Raw genomic sequence first — 17,783 nt, 5'->3', positions numbered from 1 at the left:
AGCAGCCCGACCACACGGAAAGCCGAAGGTACGCATGTCATTCAGGGAAGCTCCCGGCCAGCGACTGCTGCTCGAGCTCCAAGCGCGCGATGCCTGGAACCAACGCGACTACGTTGGAGCCCAGCACCTGGCCGAGGAACTCGCTACCACCGCGGAGCAGGATGGCGAGGAGGAGGCCTGGTGGAACGCGAAGTTCCTCGTTTCGGAATGCCTCCGCAAGCTCGGCTTCATGGCGGAGTCGCTGGAGGTCGCTGACGTCCTCTCGAGCCATGCGCTGACGCGCTCGTCGAATGCTCTGAGCGCTCGCGTCGCCACCCTGGTGGCTTTCGCGCTGCAGGGCAGCGGTGAATTGACGAGAGCCGTCGACGCGGCCCAACGAGCCGTGGACGCCGCCAGTTGCGCGCCGGACCACTCGAGCATCGAGATCGAAGCACGGAACGCCCTGATCGCTGCTCTTGCCGAGAGTGGTCAGCTCGAGGAGGCCTGGGAGCAGTGTGTCCTGCTCGCGGAACTGCTCAGCCGCGAGCCGGACAGCAAGTATGCCGGGCAGTCGTACTGGGCGATCGGCAATGTGGCCTTCCTTCTGAAGCGGATCACGGATGGCGTGAGCTATCACCAGCTCGCGGCGAAGAGCCTCTCCCCCACGAATGACCTGGACCTCTGGGCTCGGTTCAACCGGGCTTCAGCCTCGCTCCGACTGACAGCCGGCGTGATCGAGCCGGAGACACTGGAATGCATCGAGCGGGCGGAACTTGCCAGCTCGATCGTCGGGGGGACGGAACGGGACCGATTGGAACTGGGCCTGACGAGGGCGCAGTGGCTCGTGCTGACCGGACAATTCGAGACAGCGATCGAACAGCTCGACGGCATCATCGGGCGGAAACAGCTGCTCGCGACACACACGGCCGCCGAGGCGCACTTCCTCCTGGGCCAGGCCCTGTCGGGGCAGGGCCTCAGCAGTGACGCGGTGGACAGCCTCGAGGCCAGCGAAGAGCTCTTCCTCCAGTCGGGAGCCGACGACAGGGCATCGGCAGTCCGGGCACTGATCCGGGACATCGGAGCGTCCCGGCCCTGAACCGGCTCCCGGTGCGATGTCAAGGAGTTCCTGACCCCGCCTCGGGACGTGCCCTCGACACTTCTGCCGTAGACTCGTCCGCAGGCCCCGGTCGGGCTGGGCGTTTCCCCCCATTACTCCCACCCCGACCGGGGTTTCCTGCTGCGGGGGACGAGTGGCCGGTGCTCGATGGATCGGCGTCCACCGCACGGCCGGGAAGTGTCGATGCACAGTGCTAACCTTTCCCCGTCACGTCGCGCCTCGGCACTGCGCTCCAGGTACACGCGACACAGGACACGCCGCCCATCCGGCCGGCGTGGACCACGTGATTCGACGGCGACGATTCGGGGGTATCGACATGGCTGGTTGTCGCCGTCCCCGCGCCCTGCGCCCGCTTCCGCCCCGCCGGGCTCCGCTCACGGGGAAGCTCCGCCTCCGGACTGTACGCTGGGACAAATGAGCGCTGACCACAAGGACCCCCGGCTGGCCATGCTGGTCGAGAGCATCGTCCGCCTGTCCCGTGGAGAACTCAGCAGCCGCATCGAGCCGTCGAGCGCACGGGACGAGGTCGACGCCGTCATCACCGGCGTGAACCTGCTCGCTGAGGAACTCGAACAGGTCTACGAGCAGTTCGAGAAGCGCGTCGAGAGCCGCACGGCGATGCTCCGCCAGGCGCACCTCGACATGATGAAGATGGCGATGTCCGACGCCCTGACCGGGCTCGCCAACCGTGTGGCACTCATGGACGGCATCGAGGAGGCGCTCACCCAGGCCGCCAACGGCGCCCCGCCACCGGCCCTCCTCCTCCTCGACCTCGACAGCTTCAAGAACGTCAACGACCGGTTCGGTCATGACGCGGGCGATCGCGTCCTCCAGGAAGTGGCGAACCGCCTCAACAGCGTGGTGCGCGAGACCGACCTCGTGGCACGGCTCGGCGGGGACGAGTTCGCGATCCTGCTGCCGGCCGCGACCATGGACATCGCCATGCAGGTCGCCCGGAGGGCCCTGGAGGTCCTCGGCGAGCAGATCCGCCTCGACTCCCTCTACGTCCACTCCCGCGCGAGCATCGGCGTCCGGCTCGGCACCGCCGACCAGACGGCCGAGGAACTGCTGCTGGACGCGGACACCGCCATGTATGCCGCGAAGCGCGAGGGCCGCAGCATCATCAAGGTCTTCGAACCCGTCATGCTGTACTCCCGGCAACTCCGCAGCCAGATGGCGACGGAACTGCGCGGCGCCATCAGCTCGGACGAACTCGTGCTGCACTACCAGCCCGTCGTCGAACTGGCGACCAACAGGATCCTCGGCGTCGAGGTCCTCGTGCGATGGCAGCACCCCCTGCGCGGACTCATCCCGCCGGACACGTTCATCCCCCTGGCCGAGGAGATCGGGGTCATCCACGACCTCGACCGATGGGTGATGTCCGCCTCGCTGCGGCAGCTCGCCCAGTGGCGCAGGGACTTCGTCCTCGACGACGACTTCCAGCTGCGCGTCAACCTCTCGGCCGTCGAACTGAAACAGCTCGACCTCGTGGACCACATCCGGACCCTGCTGCGCGAGCTCGACCTGCCCGCCCGCAACCTGGTCGTCGAGATCACGGAGACGGCGATCGTGACGCGGGGCGAAGTGGAGATGTACTCCCTGCTGAGCCTGCAGCAGCTCGGTGTCGGCATCGAGATCGATGACTTCGGTACCGGCTACTCCTCCATCAGCTACCTCCGGGAACTCCCCGTGAGCATGGTGAAGGTGGACCGCTCGCTCCTCGTCGAACTGAACACCCGGGCGGGGCAGCTGGAGTTCGTCGCGGCGATCCTCCAGCTCATCCGGGCCGCCGGACTCGAAGCGGTCTTCGAGGGCATCGAGACACGGGAGCAGGCGGACCAGCTGAGGGCACTGGGCTGCGCGAGCGGCCAGGGCTACTACTTCAGCCGCCCGATGCCTGCGGAGGAGACGGGCGCGCTCCTGTCCACCACGCGCTACCTGCGGGTCGGCGAAGGGGTCGACGGCCCGGAGACCGCGCCGTCGCGCTGATCCCTGCGCACGGACGGGGACGGAACCGGACCGCGTTCCCCCGCGACGGTCGTACCGCGACGTACGGGAACGGCGCCCGCCCACCCCTTCCGGGTGGAACGGACGCCGCCCGCGGTGGCTCCTAGACCAGGCGCGTGAGCCAGCCGTGCGTGTCCTCGACGGTCCCGGTCTGGATGCCCAGCAACTGGCTGCGGATCGACATGGTCACCTCTCCGGCGGGCGTGCCGGCGGCACCGATGAATTCGTCGCCGTCGCGGAGCTGTCCGATCGGCGTGATCACGGCCGCCGTACCGCAGGCGAAGACCTCCGTGATGTCGCCGCCGGCGACGCCGTCACGCCACTCGTCGAGCGTGATCCTGCGTTCGCTGACGGTGAGCCCCCGGTCGCGTCCGAGCTGGATGATCGAGGACCGGGTGATGCCCTCCAGGATGGTGCCGGACAGGGCAGGAGTGACGAGCGAACCGTCCCGGAAGACGAAGAAGACGTTCATGCCGCCGAGCTCCTCGACGGCGTTGTCGTTGAACTGGTCGAGGAACAGCACCTGCTTGCAGCCGTGCGCCTCGGCTTCGAGCTGGGCGGCGAGCGACGAGGCGTAGTTGCCACCGGCCTTCGCTGCGCCGGTTCCGCCGCGCCCGGCCCGGGCGTAGTTGCGCGACACCCAGATGTCCACCGGCTTCACCTCGCCGCCGAAGTAGTTGCCCGCAGGTGATGCGATGACCCGGTAGGACACCTCGCGGGCGGGCCGGACCCCGAGGAACGCCTCGGTGGCGATCATGAACGGCCGGAGGTAGAGGCTCTCCCCGTCCCCGGAAGGGATCCAGTCGGCGTCCACCGAGACGAGCTGGCGCAGGGACTCGAGGAACAGCTCCTCGGGCAGCTGGGGCAGTGCCAGGCGGGCTGCGGAGCGGTTGAGGCGGGCGGCATTCGCATCGGCGCGGAACGTCCACACCGAACCGTCGGCATGCCGGTAGGCCTTCATCCCCTCGAAGATCTCCTGGCCGTAGTGCAGGACGGCGGCCGCCGGATCGAGCGCGATCGGACCGTAGGGCTCGAGTCGTGCATCGTGCCAGCCGCCGACGCCGGACTCGTCCACGCGGAAGTCCACGACGGCCGTGTGGTCGGTGAAGAAATTGCCGAAGCCCGGATTCGCCAGCACCGCCTCGCGCTCCTCGGCCGACGCCCGCTGCGTCGACAGGTGCTGGGCGAACTGGGTATCGGTGGCTGTCATGGTTCCTCCGCGCTGGAACGGACTGCACGTGCGGCGTGGCCGCCGTCGCCCGTCGGTGGTCAGTGCTCCGGCACTGGGTTAATGATGTGTAACCACCTTAGGACACGGCAGCGGCAATAGCATCGCCGACGGCCGACGTGCTGCGGGCCCCGGAACGGGCGGCGATGTCCTGCTCCACGGCCTGCTCGATCCGCTCCGCGGGAGCGTCGTGGCCGAGATGCCGGAGCAGGAGGGCCGCGGACAGGATCGCGGCCGTGGGATCGGCCACCTGTCGGCCGGCGATGTCCGGGGCCGATCCGTGGACGGGCTCGAACATGGACGGCGCGGTGCGGTCCATGTTGAGGTTCGCGGACGCGGCGAGGCCGATCCCTCCCGACACGGCGGCGGCGAGGTCGGTGACGATGTCACCGAACAAGTTGTCGGTGACGATGACGTCGAAGCGCGACGGATCCGTGACGAGGAAGATCATCGCCGCGTCCACGTGCAGGTAGTCGTGGCTCACGTCGGGGAAGTCGGCGGCGACCGCCTCGACGGTGCGCTTCCAGAGGTGGCCCGCGTAGACGAGCACGTTGTGCTTGTGCACGAGCGTGAGCTTCTTCCGGCGTCCCGAGGCCCGCACGAAGGCATCCCGGACCACGCGCTCCACACCGTGGGCGGTGTTGAGGGAGACCTCGGTGGCCACCTCGTGCGGTGTTCCGCCCCGCAGCGTTCCGCCGTTGCCCGTGTAGGGACCTTCCGTGCCCTCACGGACGACGACGAAATCGATGGTGCCGGGGGCGGCGAGCGGGCTGGGGACTCCCGGGTACAGCCTCGAGGGACGCAGGTTCACGAAGTGGTCGAGCGAGAAGCGGAGCTTCAGCAGGAATTCCCGTTCGATCAGGCCCGAGGGGATGCGGGTGTCGCCCGGGGCGGCCCCTACCGCCCCGAAGAGGATGGCGTCATGGCTCCGCAGTCGCTCGAGGGTGGCATCCGGCAGGGTCTCCCCTGTGGCGAGCCAGTGCTCGGCGCCGAGCTCGTACTCGGTCAGCGCGACATCGACGGCGTTCCCGACGGCCGCCAGCAGGACCTTCACCGCTTCGGCGGTCACTTCGGGTCCGATCCCGTCTCCGGGGATGACGGCGAGGTCGATGTGGTGCGCGGCATCAGTCATGCTCCCAGCGTAGGAAAGCGCCAGAACCCGCGACAATCCGTCCGCAGGGTGAGACGGCTCCACCCGTGGTCGGATGTACGACGGCGGGGCCCCACCTAGAGTTGGTCCCCATGGACATCCACCTGCGGCTGGCACGCTGGGTCCGAGCGCACCCCGGGACGATCGATGCATGGCTCGCGCTGGGGATCTTCGTCTTCCTCGTCCTGCCGTTCGCGGCGAGCGGCGTGGGGGGCATGAGCCCGACCGTCGTCGTGTCCGTGGCCCTGGTGCTCCCCCTCGCGTGGCGCCGTTCGCGCGTGGTGCTCTCTGCCTCGGTCATCGCGGGCGTCTCCGTACTGCAGCTCGTCACCGGCATCGAACCGGTCCCCGCCCAGTTCGTCATCCTCGTCACGATCTACACCCTGGCGGCCTTCGGCCCGCGGTGGGCGAGCCTCGGGGGCCTCGGCCTCGCCATCGCCGGGGCCGCGATCGGCCTCGTCCGGTACGGCGACCTGCTGGGTGTGAGCGGAAGCGATTCCGTGCTGACGACGGTGCCCCTGTTCCTCATCCTGCTGCTCTTCGTGGAGTCCCTCGCGCTCCTCGCCTGGACGATGGGCGACCTCGCCCGGTCCCGGCGGCTCACGTACCGTGCGCTCGAGGACCGGAACCGGCGGCTCGAGGTCGAGCGGCAGCAGGAGCGCGACCTCGCCGCGGCCGACGAGCGCAGCCACATCGCCCGGGAGATGCACGACATCGTGGCGCACTCCCTGTCGGTGATCATCACGCAGGCCGACGGCGCACGGTATGCGAGCGCGCACGCGCCCGAAATCGCCGTCCGGACGCTCGGTACCATTGCCGACACCGGGCGGGGTTCGCTGCGCGAGATGCGGCGGCTGCTCGGCGTCCTCCGCGGTGACGAGAGTGCGTCCACCCGGCCGCTCCCCACGCTCGACGACATCGACTCCCTCATCCAGTCGGTCCGCAGATCCGGTGTGCGGATCGACTGCCGCCGCATCGGCACGCCGCGCAGGCCCCTGCCGCTCGGAGCCGAGCTCACCGCGTACCGGGTGGTGCAGGAATCGCTCACGAACGTGCTCAAGCACGCGGGATCGGCCACGTCCACGGAGGTGTCGCTCGAGTACGGCCCGCGCGGACTGACCATCACGGTGGACGACGACGGGCGCGGGGCCGCTCCGGATCCTGCCACGGCTGGGGCGGGCCAGGGCATCATCGGCATGACCGAACGGGTCCGGCTCTACGACGGCACGGTCTCGGCCGCGCCGCGCACCGGGGGCGGCTACCGCGTGGAGGCATTCATCCCGTACACCCAGGCCTAGGCTGGGGAGACCGCCCAGCAGCCCACCCAGGACAGCACAGGAGAGCGACACCACCGTGGACAGCACTGCCAGCAGCACCGCCCCGTCCGGCATCCCGTCGGCCGTCGACGCCCCGTCTCCGATCCGCATCGCCATCGTGGACGACCAGCACCTGGTGCGGAGCGGCTTCGCCATGCTGATCAATTCGCAGCCCGACCTCGAGGTGGTGGCCGAGGCCGCGAACGGGGAGGAGGCGGTGAGGGCCCTTGCGACCACGCGGGCCGACGTCGTCCTGATGGATGTGCGCATGCCGGGCATGGACGGCATCGAGGCCACGCGCCGTATCCTCGCCGATCACCTCCGCCGTCCACCGGCCGCGTCCACCCCATCCGGCGGCGGGGACGCGGGCCCGCGCATCGTGGTCCTGACGACCTTCGACCTCGACGAGTACGCCCTGTCCGCGATCCATGCCGGGGCGAGCGGCTTCCTGCTCAAGGACGCCCCGCCCGAGGAACTGCTCGAGGCGGTCCGGACCGTACACCGGGGGGACGCCGTCATCGCCCCGTCCACCACGCGCCGGCTGCTCGACCACGTGGCGCCGCTCCTGCGCCTGCCCTCGGCCACGCAGGACGCGCACGCGGCAGCGGTGGCGCGGCTGACGACCCGCGAGCGCGAGGTGTTCGAACTCATCGCCCAGGGGCTCTCGAACCCGGAGATCGCCCTGAAGCTGTTCCTCTCCGAGGCCACGGTGAAGACGCACGTGGGCCACATCCTCGCCAAGCTCGAGGCGCGGGACCGCGTCCAGGCCGTCGTCATGGCCTACGAGACGGGCATCGTCCGCCCCTGACACCGCCCCGGACGGCAGGGTGCCTCCGGTACAGCCGGCGATACCGGCGGCTGTACCGTCGGCACGGTCGTAGGTCCCGGCCCGTCCTGCTCATCCCCCGGTATGAGGAGCTGCACCACAACCCCGGGCCTGGCGCCGATCCGCAGGGCCCGGAGCGTCCATAGCGTGGAGGCATGACTACTTCCATGCATCCCGCCGGCTCGACGGCGACCCCCGGGGACGGCTCCCCCGCTCCGACAGCCGCCGTCTCCGCCAGGGGCGTCTCCAAGCGCTACGGCCGCGGCGAGACCGCCGTCCACGCACTACGCGACGTCTCGGTCGACTTCGACCGGGGACGCTTCACGGCGATCATGGGTCCGTCCGGCTCCGGCAAGTCGACCCTCATGCACTGCCTCGCCGGCCTCGACAGCATCGATGCAGGACGGCTCTGGATCGGCGGGACCGACATCACCGGGCTGCCCGACACCGCGCTCACCCGACTGCGCCGTGAGCGCGTCGGCTTCGTGTTCCAGGCCTTCAACCTCGTGCCGACCCTGACCGCGGAGCAGAACATCACCCTGCCGGTGGCCCTCGCCGGTGGCAGCGTGGACACCGCGTGGCTGCAGCAGATCTCGTCCTCCCTCGGACTGGCGGACCGGCTGTCCCATCGCCCCCACGAGCTCTCCGGCGGACAGCAGCAGAGGGTCGCCGTCGCCCGCGCCCTCCTGACGAGGCCCGACGTGATCTTCGGCGACGAGCCGACGGGCAACCTCGACTCGACGACGGGCGCGGAGGTCCTGTCCCTCCTGCGGCGGAGCTGCCGCGAGATGGGCCAGAGCATCATCATGGTCACCCACGACCCGGTCGCGGCCTCCTACGCCGACCGCGTGGTCCTCCTCGAGGACGGCGCGCTCGTCGGCGAACTCGAGCAGTCCACCCCCGAGGCCATCCTCGGTGCACTCGCGAAGCTGGGGGCATAGCGTGCTGCAGGTAGCCCTGGCGCAGGTCCGCGTCCACGCACGGCGCTTTCTCGCCGTCGGCCTCGCCGTGATGCTCGGCGTGGCCTTCCTCGCCGCGACCCTCATGGTCGGTGCCACCACGAGGGCGAGCCACGGCGAGAGCATCGGCGCGTCCTATGCCAAAGCCGACCTCGTGGTGTCCGGGCAGGAGGGCCCGGAGGTGCCCGCCGGGATCGTCGGGGATCTCGCGTCCGTCCCCGGGGTGGACGTCGTCCACGGGCTCGAGCGCGCCTACACCCGGGTCACCACCGGGTCTGCCACAGCGCTCGCCGTCCTGACCGCGACGGCACCGGACCGGCTCGAGACCACGAGGGTGACGAAGGGCTCCTACCCTTCGGGACCGGGTGACGTGGCACTGGACGAGGCCTCGGCAGTGCGTCTGGGCGTCGTCCCCGGCGACACGCTCGCCGTCGACTCCGGAGCCGCGCCCACCTCCCCGGGCCATGCGCTCACCGTCACGGGACTCACCGCACCGAGTGCGGATCCCATGCTCGCCGGGGCTGCGCAGGTCCTCGCGCCTTCCTCCGTGGTGCGCGAGCTCAAGGAGGGTGAGGCGACCTACCGCTCCGTCCAGCTCGCGCTGTCGCCCGACGCCGATCCGGGGGCGGTCGCCTCGGCCGTCACCGCTTCCCTCGCCGCGTCATCGACCGACGGGGCCTCGGAGCTGGTGGTGCGGACCGCCGCCGAACAGACCCTCACGGATGTCGCGGCGCTCTCGGACGGCGGAGACTCGCTGACGGGGATCCTCCTCGCCTTCGCCGCCGTGGCCGTCCTCGTCGCCGGACTCGTCATCTCGAACACGTTCTCGGTGCTGGTGGCGCAGCGGACGCGTGAACTGGCCCTGTTGCGCTGCATCGGCGCCGAGCGGCGTCAGGTCCGGGCATCGGTGCTGGCCGAGGGCGCCCTCGTGGGCCTGGTCTCGTCGGTGCTCGGCGTCCTGCTCGCCGTCGGCGTCATGGCCGTGCTCGTGGGGCTCGCCCGCCGGACGGGCTTCGGGTCCTTCGCCGTCCTGGCCGTTCCGCCGTCGGCCGCGGTGATCGGCGTCTGCGTCGGGGTCCTGATGACGCTGCTCGCGGCGGTCGTGCCCGCGCGGGCCGCGACACGCGTCGCGCCCCTGGCCGCGCTCCGTCCGTCGGACCCGCCGACCACCGGGAGCACGAGCGGCCGCGTCCGCCTCCTCACGGGCGTGGTGGCCGTGTGTGGCGGGGCGGCGCCCCTCCTCCTCGGCGCCGTGTCGGTCGCGATCCTGCCGGCCGTGGCAGGCGGCGCCGTGTCCTTCCTCGGCATCATCCTCCTCGCCCCGTTCTTCGTCCCCGTGAGCGTGGCCGCCGTCGGCAGGTCGGCCCGCCCGCTCGGGGTCGCCGGCACCCTCGCATCCGTGAACGCCGTGCGCAATCCGGCGCGGACCACCGCGTCGTCGGCGGCGCTGATGGTCGGCGTGACCCTCGTGACCATGATGATGGTCGGTGCGCAGACCGCCCGGACGTCGTTCGACCGCGAGCTGGACGGGAACTACGCCGTGGACCTCGAGGTCTCGGGACTCGGCACTGCGGCCGCAGTGCCCGGTACGCGCGTGGACGCGTCCACTCTGCTGCAGGTGGACGGCGTCCGGACGGCCGTCGAACTGACCCCCGTGCTGCTCACGAGCGCCGAGGACGGCGGGGCCCTGGTGTATGCCGCCGATCCGGCGGCGATCGCCGACGTGCTGAGGGCACAGGACGTCGCACTGACGGACGGGATGGTCCTTGCGCCCCAGGACTGGATCCAGAGCGACGTGACCGTGGAGGGCGCGAACGGTCCTGCCACCCTTCCCGTCACCCCCACCGACTCCACGTTCTTCCTCCCGCTGATCACCACCGCCACCGCGGAGGCGCTCGGAGGCACGCCGGACGGCGCCCTGTCCACCTATCTGGGGACCGATGGGACAACGGACCCGGCGGAGGTGCAGGGGTCGCTGTCCACCTACGTCGGCCCGACCTTCTGGCTCGGGCTCGACGACGCGCGGGACGCCGCGACGGTAGCTGACGTCCAGTCGCGGATCGTGGCGGCCACCGGGGTCTCCGAGTACCAGGTCACCGGAGCAGCCGCCGAGCGGGCGGCCTACAACCAGATCATCGACGTGCTGCTGCTGATCGTGACGGCCCTGCTCGCCGTCGCCGTCCTGATCGCACTGATCGGGGTCGCCAACACGCTGTCCCTGTCCGTGCTGGAGCGGCGCCGGGAGAACTCCCTCCTCCGCTCCCTCGGCCTCACTCGGGCCCAGCTGCGCGGGATGCTGGCGGTCGAGGCGGTGCTCGTCGCGGGGGTCGCGGCGCTCCTGGGCACCGTCCTCGGCGTCCTGTACGGCTGGCTCGGGGCGCAGTCGGCGCTGGGCGGGATCGCGGCGGTCAGCCCGTCGGTGCCGGTCGGCCAGATCGCAGCGGTCCTCGCCGTGGCGGTCGCCGCGGGGCTGCTGGCCTCCGTGCTCCCCGCCCGCCGGGCAGCACGGCTCTCGCCCGTCGCCGGACTCGCGATGGACTGACGCCGCACGGCGTCCTCGGTTCCCGCTGCCACCGGCATATATTAGGGAGATCGCAGCAGTGGGTCGGAAGGACGTCGTGGGGCAGGACGAGACAGCAGGACACGGAGCGCTGGCCGTCATCGCCTCGCCGTCCCTGCAGGACTGCGGTGAGCTCGAGGCGCACCTCGTGGCGGAGGGCCTCTCGGCCCGGACCGTCACCTCCCCGGAGGCCCTGCTGGAGAACGTCCTGGCGATGCACCCGGACGTGCTCCTCGTGGACCTGTCCATCGCGGCGGCCTACGCGGGCACCCTGGGAGGCATCGTCGCGGAGCATGCACACCTCACCGGCCTTCCGGTGATCCTCCTGCTCCCCGAGGGCGGCGGCGGGACGCTCCCGGCCGGCCTGGCGCCCTACGTGTCGGACGTCGTGTTCCGCCCGGTCCGCCCCGCCGAGCTGCTCCACAGGCTCACTGCCGCCATCGCACGACGGCGGCGCCATCAGGAGCAGCGTGCATCCTCTGCACGACTGCGGGAGGACATGAGGCGCATCTCCGCCCGGATCAGGGCCACGAACGATCCCGTGGTGATGGTGGACCAGTTCCTCCCCGCCGTCGGTCGGGCCCTCGGCGCTCACCACCTCGCGCTCCAGGTCTTCGACGACGATCGTGTCGCAGCCCGCAGCAGCACCTGGAGCAGCGGGGAGGGCACGGCGAGGGCGTCCCTCGCGGGTCCGTCGCACCTGCAGCAGGACTCCGCCCTCACCCTCGCCCTGAAGCTGTGGGAGGACTCCGCCACCGCCGGATTCCGTGCCGGACCCGCCGCGGATCCCGACGCCGCCCCCGAGGCCGGCGACATCCGCACCCCCGGGTGGCTCCTCGACGCCGTCGGACGGGAGCGCACGGTCAGCGGGGTCGTCGCGGCCCTCGGTGAAGGGGACACCCCCTTCGGGCTGCTCTGGATCATCCGCGAGGGGACCCCGCTCGTCTGGTCCTCGGTGGAGGGCGCCCTGACGCACCACGTCCTCGGTAACCTCGCCCACGGCCTGATCCAGGCGCAGCTCATCTCCCGCCAGCAGCAGGCCGTGCGCAAGCTGCGCGCCCTGAACCAGGCGAAGAGCGATTTCGTCGGCACCGTCAACCACGAGCTGAGGACGCCGCTCGCGTCGATCGCCGGATACCTCGAGATGATCATCGACGGCGTCGGCGGGGAACTGCCGCCGGAGGCGAGCACCATGCTCCACGCCGTCGAACGCAACACCACGAAGCTGAGCGAGCTGATCGAGAACATCTCGGCCCTCTCCTCCCGGGAGACCGACGCGTCCGACTACGGGCCCGTGGACATCGTCCACCTCGTGTCCCAGCTCACGAGCCGCGCCGTGCTCGAGGCCTCGGCGGGCGGCCTCACCCTCGACTGCACCCTGCCGGACCATGCCATCACCGTCTCCGGTGACCGCGACCAGCTCTCGGCGGCGATCGCCATCGTCCTGTCGAATGCGATCAAGTTCACGCAGGAGGACGGCAGCGTGGCGGTCGGCCTGACCCTCGATCCGGGGCACGGGCACGTGGTCGTCCTCGTCAGGGACACGGGGATCGGCATCCCGCCGGACGACCTGCCGCACCTCTTCGACTCGTTCCACCGGGCCGCGAACTCCAACCAGGTGCTGCCGGGCGCCGGTGTGGGACTCTCCGTCGCACGGAAGACGTTCGAGGCACACCATGGGACTATCACGGTCGAATCGAGGCTGGGCGCCGGAACGGCGGTCGCCATCACGCTTCCGCTGCTGAATCCCGCTGCCGTAGGCTGATGAGCCGCACACATCCTGGAAGGAACACCCCATGACGCGCGCCGCGGTCGGTATCCCGGTCCATCAGCTGGATCTGGAGACGCTTCTGCCCTATCTCGACCTGCACCTGGTCGGCGCCACCAACGGCGTCCGGCTGTTCAGCGCCGCTCGGGTCTCCTGGGCCGGGACGCCCTACGAGGAGGACTTCACCCGACTGCGGGACGAGATCCGCGAGGAGCGTGCGTTCCTGAAGAGACTGATCCGGGCGCTCGGGCACCGCCCTGGCGTCGTCAAGATGACCCTCGCGCGGGCCATGTCCGTCGTGGCGGACCTGGACCCGCTCAACCCGCAGAGGCGCAGGGCCACGACCGGTGCGCAGCTGGAACTCGAGGCCCTGCAATCACTGCTCCGGGGGAAGGAGTCCCTCTGGTCCACACTCCTCGCGCTCTCGCCGTCCGCGGACGCCGCTCCGGGGGATCCCGTGCTTAACCGGCCCGCCCTGGAGCGCCTGCTCGTCGCCTCGAAGCGTCAGCAGGACACGGTGGCGCGTGTCATGACGGAGACTGCGGCAGCTCGGTTCCTCCGGACCTGATCCCTGGCCGGACCTGGCCGGACCGACCCCGGCCGGCCCGGACCCAGCGGCCCTGGCGCCTCAGGACTCGCCCGGCTCCTCGTACTTGGGGAAGACCGGGGACGGTGCGGGAAGGTCCGTCCCGGGCTCGATCCGCCGGTCGAGTGCTGCGAAGCGGCGCAAGGCGTCGTCGTGCTCCGTCCCCTGCCCGAGGGCTGTCAGGATCCGCCCCGCGCTGCCGGGCATGACCGGCTGGGCCAGGATCGCCACCACCCGCAGGACCTCCAGGGTCACGTACAGCACCGTGTTCATGCGCTCGGTATCGGTCTTCCGGAGAACCCATGGCTGCTGGTCGGCGAAGTACGCGTTCGTGTCGCCGAGCACGGTCCACACGGCCTCGAGTGCTCGGGAGAACTCCTGCCTGTCGTAGGCCGCCCGGCTGGCCTCCAGCAGGGCGTGGGCCTGGTCGAGAATCGCGGTGTCGGCGGACCCGAACTCCCCGGGCTCCGGTACCGCGCCGCCGCAGTTCTTGGCGACCATCGAGAGCGAGCGCTGGGCCAGGTTGCCGAAGTTGTTGGCGAGGTCGGAGTTCATGCGTCCGACGACGGCCTCGTGGCTGTAGGAGCCGTCCGCACCGAACGGTACCTCCCGGAGGAGGAAGAAGCGCACGGAGTCCAGGCCGTACTGATCCACCCAGTCCGCCGGTGCCACGGTGTTGCCGAGCGACTTGGACATCTTCACCCCGCGGTTGTGCAGGAAGCCGTGGATCATGACGCGCTTCGGCACCTCGATGCCTGCGGACATCAGAAAGGCGGGCCAGTAGATGGCGTGGAAGCGGGAGATGTCCTTGCCGATGACATGGACGTCCGCGGGCCAGAACCTGCGGAAGCGCTCGGACTCGGTGTCGGGGAATCCGACGCCGGTCAGGTAGTTGGTGAGCGCATCGACCCAGACGTACATGACGTGCCGGGGATCGCCCGGGACCGGGACGCCCCAGTCGAAGGTGGTGCGGCTGATGGAGAGGTCCTCCAGGCCGCGCCGCACGAAGGAGATGACCTCGTTGAACCGGGGCTGCGGCGCACCGAACTCGGGCTGCGCCGCGTACAGGTCGAGGAGCTTCTGCTGGTAGGCCGAGAGCCGGAAGAAGTAGCTCTCCTCCTCGGTCCAGGTGACCTCGGTGTCGGTCTCCTTCGCGTACCGCACGCCGTCCTCGCGGACCTCCGTGTCGTCCTCGGCCCAGAACGCCTCGTCCCGCACCGAGTACCAGCCGGCGTACTTGTCGAGGTAGATGTCCCCGTTGGCCTCCATCCGCTTCCAGATCTCGGTCGCGGCGGCGTAGTGGTCCTCGTCGGTGGTCCGGATGAACCGGTCGTAGGAGGTCCCGACGACGTCGTTCATCTCCCGGAACGCCAGCGCGTTGCGCGTTGCCAGGTCCCGGACCGGGATGCCCTCCCGGTCCGCCGCCTGCTGCATCTTCAGACCGTGCTCGTCCGTGCCCGTCAGGTACATGACGTCGAAGCCGTCGAGGCGCTTGAAGCGCGCCATGGCGTCGACGGCGATGGTCTCGTAGGCGTGCCCGATGTGCGGCACCCCGTTGGGGTAGGAGATGGCCGTGGTGATGTAGAACGAGGGCTTTGCGTCAGCTGCGGAGGTCACCCTATGAAATTACCCCGGCCCGCACGGATTTGCCCAAGCGCGGCGTCAGGCCACCCCGACGGCGTCGAGCCCGAGCACGGCGTGGACACCCCAGGTCTGGTTGGCGATCTGCGTGACCCGGAGGTCGACGACGGAGCTGGCGAGGGCCAGGGCCGCCTTCCGCTCCAGGCCGTACAACTGCTGGAGCCAGGTCAGCATGGCGCCGAGCGCCTGCGCCGTCGCCCGGTTGAGGTCCGCATCGAACCCGAAGGTGATGCGGGCCGACGGGGTGAGCGCGTGGATGGTCGCCAGCGGCGCATCGCGCACGAGGTCGACCGTGACGGTGGTCGTCATGCCGCACTCGATGGCCGTGCCGCCCACCTCTCCGTCGCCCTGCGCCGCATGCCCGTCGCCGAGGTGGAGCAGCGCGCCGGGGACCGTGACGGGCAGGAACAGGGTGGAGCCGGCCGTCAGTTCCCGGCAGTCGATGTTGCCGCCGCCCGCCGCCCGCGGCGGCGTCGTCGAATGGTCCCCCGGCTCGGCCGGCGGCAGTCCCACCAGGCCGAGGAACGGGGCGAGGCGGACGACGTGCCCGTACTGGTTGGTCCCGGTCCCGGCGTCCCGGTCCAGGTCCCACAGCAGCCACGCCGGGTCCGTCCCCTCGAGGCCCAGGCTGCGCGTGAACGCGTCGTCCCGCTTCCCGGTCACCGTCCAGCCCCAGTCGGCGGTCTCGAGCGCGTCGAGACGGACGGCGAGCACGTCGCCCGGCTCGGCCCCGATGACCTCGATGGGGCCGGTGAGGGCATGTCCGCGCCGGTCCGGGAAGCGGTAGGGTGTCACGGCTCCCGGCGACTGCTGCCGCTCGAGGTGCCCCCAGGCGTCAAGTGATTCGACGACCACGCGGTCCCCCGGGTCGATGCGGAGGACGGGCGGCGTGTCCCGCGACAGGACCTGCACCGCGGTCGACTGCTCGGCTGCGAGGTGGTGCGTGGCCATGAAGGGTCCCCTCAGTCCTGGAGGTCCACTTCGCGGGCCACGGTGGCACCGATCTCGGCGCGGATCGCGTCGAGGACGTCCTGCGGCACGGAGCTGTCGACGGTGAGCAGGGACAACGCCTGGCCGCCCTCCTTGTTCCGCGCCACCTGCATGCCGGCGATGTTGATGTCCCGCTCTCCGAGGAGCCGCCCGAGTGCTCCGATCACGCCGGGGCGGTCGGTGTACAGCAGCACCAGCAGGTGGTCGCTGATCGGGATCTCCAGGTCGTAGCCGTTGACCCCGACGAGCTTCTCGACCTGCTTCGGTCCGGTCAGCGTCCCGGCCACGGAGATCTGGCTGCCGTCGGAGAGGGCCCCGCGCAGCCGGAGGACGTTGCGGTACTCCTCCGATTCGGGCGTGGTGACGAGCCGGGAGGTGATGCCGCGCTGCTCCGCGAGGACGGGCGCGTTCACGTAGGAGACCTGCTCCGAGACGACGTCGGTGAACACGCCCTTCAGCGCGGCCAGTTCGAGGGCCTTGACGTCGAGCGAGGCGATCTCGCCGGCCACCTCGATGTCGATCCGGGTCAGGGAGGCATGGGTCAGCGCCGTGAAGATGCGGCCGAGCTTCTCCATGAGCGGGATGCCGGGACGCACGGCCGGATCGATCACCCCGCCCGCGACGTTCACGGCGTCGGGCACGAGCTCGCCCGCGAGGGCCAGGCGGACGGACCTGGCGACCGAGATCCCGGCCTTCTCCTGGGCCTCCTCGGTGGACGCCCCGAGGTGGGGTGTCACCACGACGCTGTCGTGCGCGAAGAACGGCAGGTCGATGCTGGGCTCCTGGACGAAGACGTCGACGCCGGCTCCGGCGATCTGGCCCTGCTCGAGTGCGGTGTGCAGTGCTTCCTCGTCGACGAGGCCGCCGCGTGCCACGTTGACCACGTAGGCCGTGTCCTTCATGAGGGCGAAGGCCTCCGCGCCGAGCATCCCGACGGTCTCGGGCGTCTTGGGCATGTGGATCGTCACGAAGTCCGCCTCGCGGAGCAGTTCGTCGAGGGACACGAGGCGGACGCCGAGCTGTGCAGCCCGCGCGGAGGTGACGTAGGGGTCGTACGCGAGGATCTGGGTGCCGAAACCCTGGAGGCGTGCAGCCACGAGGGCACCGATGCGGCCGAGCCCGATGATGCCGATGTTCTTCTCGTACAGCTCGGTGCCCGAGTACTTCGACCGCTTCCACTCCCCCGCCTTCAGGGCGGCGCTGGCCTGCGGGATGTTCCGGGCCAGGCTCAGGATGTGCCCGACGGTGAGCTCGGCGGCGGAGATGATGTTCGACGTCGGTGCGTTGACGACCATCACGCCGGCCTGGGTGGCCGCCTTGATGTCGACGTTGTCGAGGCCCACTCCCGCGCGGGCGATGACCTTCAGCCTCGGTGCCGCGCGGATGGCCTCCTCGTCCATCCGGGTCGCCGAGCGGACGAGGACGGCGTCGACGTCGGCGAGTGCTGCCAGCAGCTGGGAGCGGTCCGCTCCGTCGGTGCTGCGGATCTCGAAGTCCGGGCCGAGTGCTTCGACGGTGGCGGGTGAGAGTTCCTCGGCGAGGAGGACGACGGGCTTGGGGGTCACGGGAGGTTCCTTCTGCGGATTTCGGCGGTTCAAGCGGGACGGATCCGGCCCGGTTCAGGGGCCGGACATACCTCCGGCAGGACACCTGCTC

Annotated in this window: 13 protein-coding genes; 8 read left to right on the top strand and 5 right to left on the bottom strand. The window is 70.5% G+C overall.

The window, feature by feature from the left end; genetic code table 11:
• Positions 1-34: 34 nt before the first annotated feature.
• Complete coding sequence (locus ACX80U_RS12500) at positions 35-1,075, top strand: hypothetical protein (protein ID WP_459268680.1); 1,041 nt, start codon at positions 35-37, stop codon at positions 1,073-1,075.
• Positions 1,076-1,510: 435 nt separating this feature from the next.
• The gene (locus ACX80U_RS12495) at positions 1,511-3,085 is read left to right on the top strand and encodes an EAL domain-containing protein (RefSeq protein WP_133080759.1); all 1,575 of its coding nucleotides are present in this window, start codon (positions 1,511-1,513) and stop codon (positions 3,083-3,085) included.
• Positions 3,086-3,206: 121 nt separating this feature from the next.
• Here the strand turns inward: ACX80U_RS12495 and ACX80U_RS12490 are convergent, their stop codons facing one another.
• Together ACX80U_RS12490 and ACX80U_RS12485 are read right to left on the bottom strand one after the other, a co-directional pair.
• Positions 3,207-4,313, bottom strand: coding sequence for a branched-chain amino acid aminotransferase (locus ACX80U_RS12490; RefSeq protein ID WP_459268679.1), 1,107 nt, complete (start codon positions 4,311-4,313; stop codon positions 3,207-3,209).
• Between the two features lie 97 nt (positions 4,314-4,410).
• Positions 4,411-5,463, bottom strand: coding sequence for a 3-isopropylmalate dehydrogenase (locus ACX80U_RS12485; RefSeq protein ID WP_133080761.1), 1,053 nt, complete (start codon positions 5,461-5,463; stop codon positions 4,411-4,413).
• Positions 5,464-5,573: 110 nt separating this feature from the next.
• Between ACX80U_RS12485 and ACX80U_RS12480 the strand changes: the two genes are divergently transcribed.
• The 6 genes from ACX80U_RS12480 to ACX80U_RS12455 all read left to right on the top strand — a co-directional run bounded on the left by ACX80U_RS12480 (position 5,574) and on the right by ACX80U_RS12455 (position 13,478).
• Complete coding sequence (locus ACX80U_RS12480) at positions 5,574-6,779, top strand: sensor histidine kinase (protein ID WP_459268678.1); 1,206 nt, start codon at positions 5,574-5,576, stop codon at positions 6,777-6,779.
• Between the two features lie 172 nt (positions 6,780-6,951).
• Complete coding sequence (locus ACX80U_RS12475; RefSeq protein ID WP_459268714.1) at positions 6,952-7,605, top strand: LuxR C-terminal-related transcriptional regulator; 654 nt, start codon at positions 6,952-6,954, stop codon at positions 7,603-7,605.
• A gap of 173 nt (positions 7,606-7,778) precedes the next feature.
• A complete protein-coding gene (locus ACX80U_RS12470; protein ID WP_133080763.1) occupies positions 7,779-8,564 on the top strand; it encodes an ATP-binding cassette domain-containing protein in 786 nt (261 codons plus the stop codon).
• A 1-nt stretch (position 8,565) separates the two neighbouring features.
• On the top strand, positions 8,566-11,124 hold the full coding sequence (locus ACX80U_RS12465; protein ID WP_459268677.1) for an ABC transporter permease: 2,559 nt from the start codon (positions 8,566-8,568) through the stop codon (positions 11,122-11,124).
• A 58-nt stretch (positions 11,125-11,182) separates the two neighbouring features.
• The gene (locus ACX80U_RS12460; protein WP_459268676.1) at positions 11,183-12,907 is read left to right on the top strand and encodes an ATP-binding protein; all 1,725 of its coding nucleotides are present in this window, start codon (positions 11,183-11,185) and stop codon (positions 12,905-12,907) included.
• Between the two features lie 31 nt (positions 12,908-12,938).
• Positions 12,939-13,478, top strand: coding sequence for a hypothetical protein (locus ACX80U_RS12455; protein WP_133080766.1), 540 nt, complete (start codon positions 12,939-12,941; stop codon positions 13,476-13,478).
• A gap of 60 nt (positions 13,479-13,538) precedes the next feature.
• On the opposite strand, the gene metG is transcribed toward ACX80U_RS12455, so the two are convergent.
• Genes metG through serA form a run of 3 tightly spaced genes read right to left on the bottom strand, consistent with a single transcriptional unit; the run spans position 13,539 to position 17,692 of the window.
• Positions 13,539-15,113 carry a methionine--tRNA ligase gene (gene metG / locus ACX80U_RS12450; RefSeq protein WP_459268675.1) on the bottom strand — a complete coding sequence of 525 codons (1,575 nt, stop codon included), beginning with the start codon at positions 15,111-15,113 and terminating at the stop codon, positions 13,539-13,541.
• A 45-nt stretch (positions 15,114-15,158) separates the two neighbouring features.
• Complete coding sequence (locus tag ACX80U_RS12445) at positions 15,159-16,088, bottom strand: acetamidase/formamidase family protein (RefSeq protein ID WP_459268674.1); 930 nt, start codon at positions 16,086-16,088, stop codon at positions 15,159-15,161.
• Positions 16,089-16,099: 11 nt separating this feature from the next.
• Positions 16,100-17,692, bottom strand: coding sequence for a phosphoglycerate dehydrogenase (gene serA, locus ACX80U_RS12440; protein WP_459268673.1), 1,593 nt, complete (start codon positions 17,690-17,692; stop codon positions 16,100-16,102).
• Between the last annotated feature and the right edge of the window lie 91 nt (positions 17,693-17,783).

This window comes from Arthrobacter sp. TmT3-37 (assembly GCF_054510835.1).
Note: the sequence above shows the minus strand (reverse complement) of the source record. Positions and strands in the feature narration are given on the sequence as shown.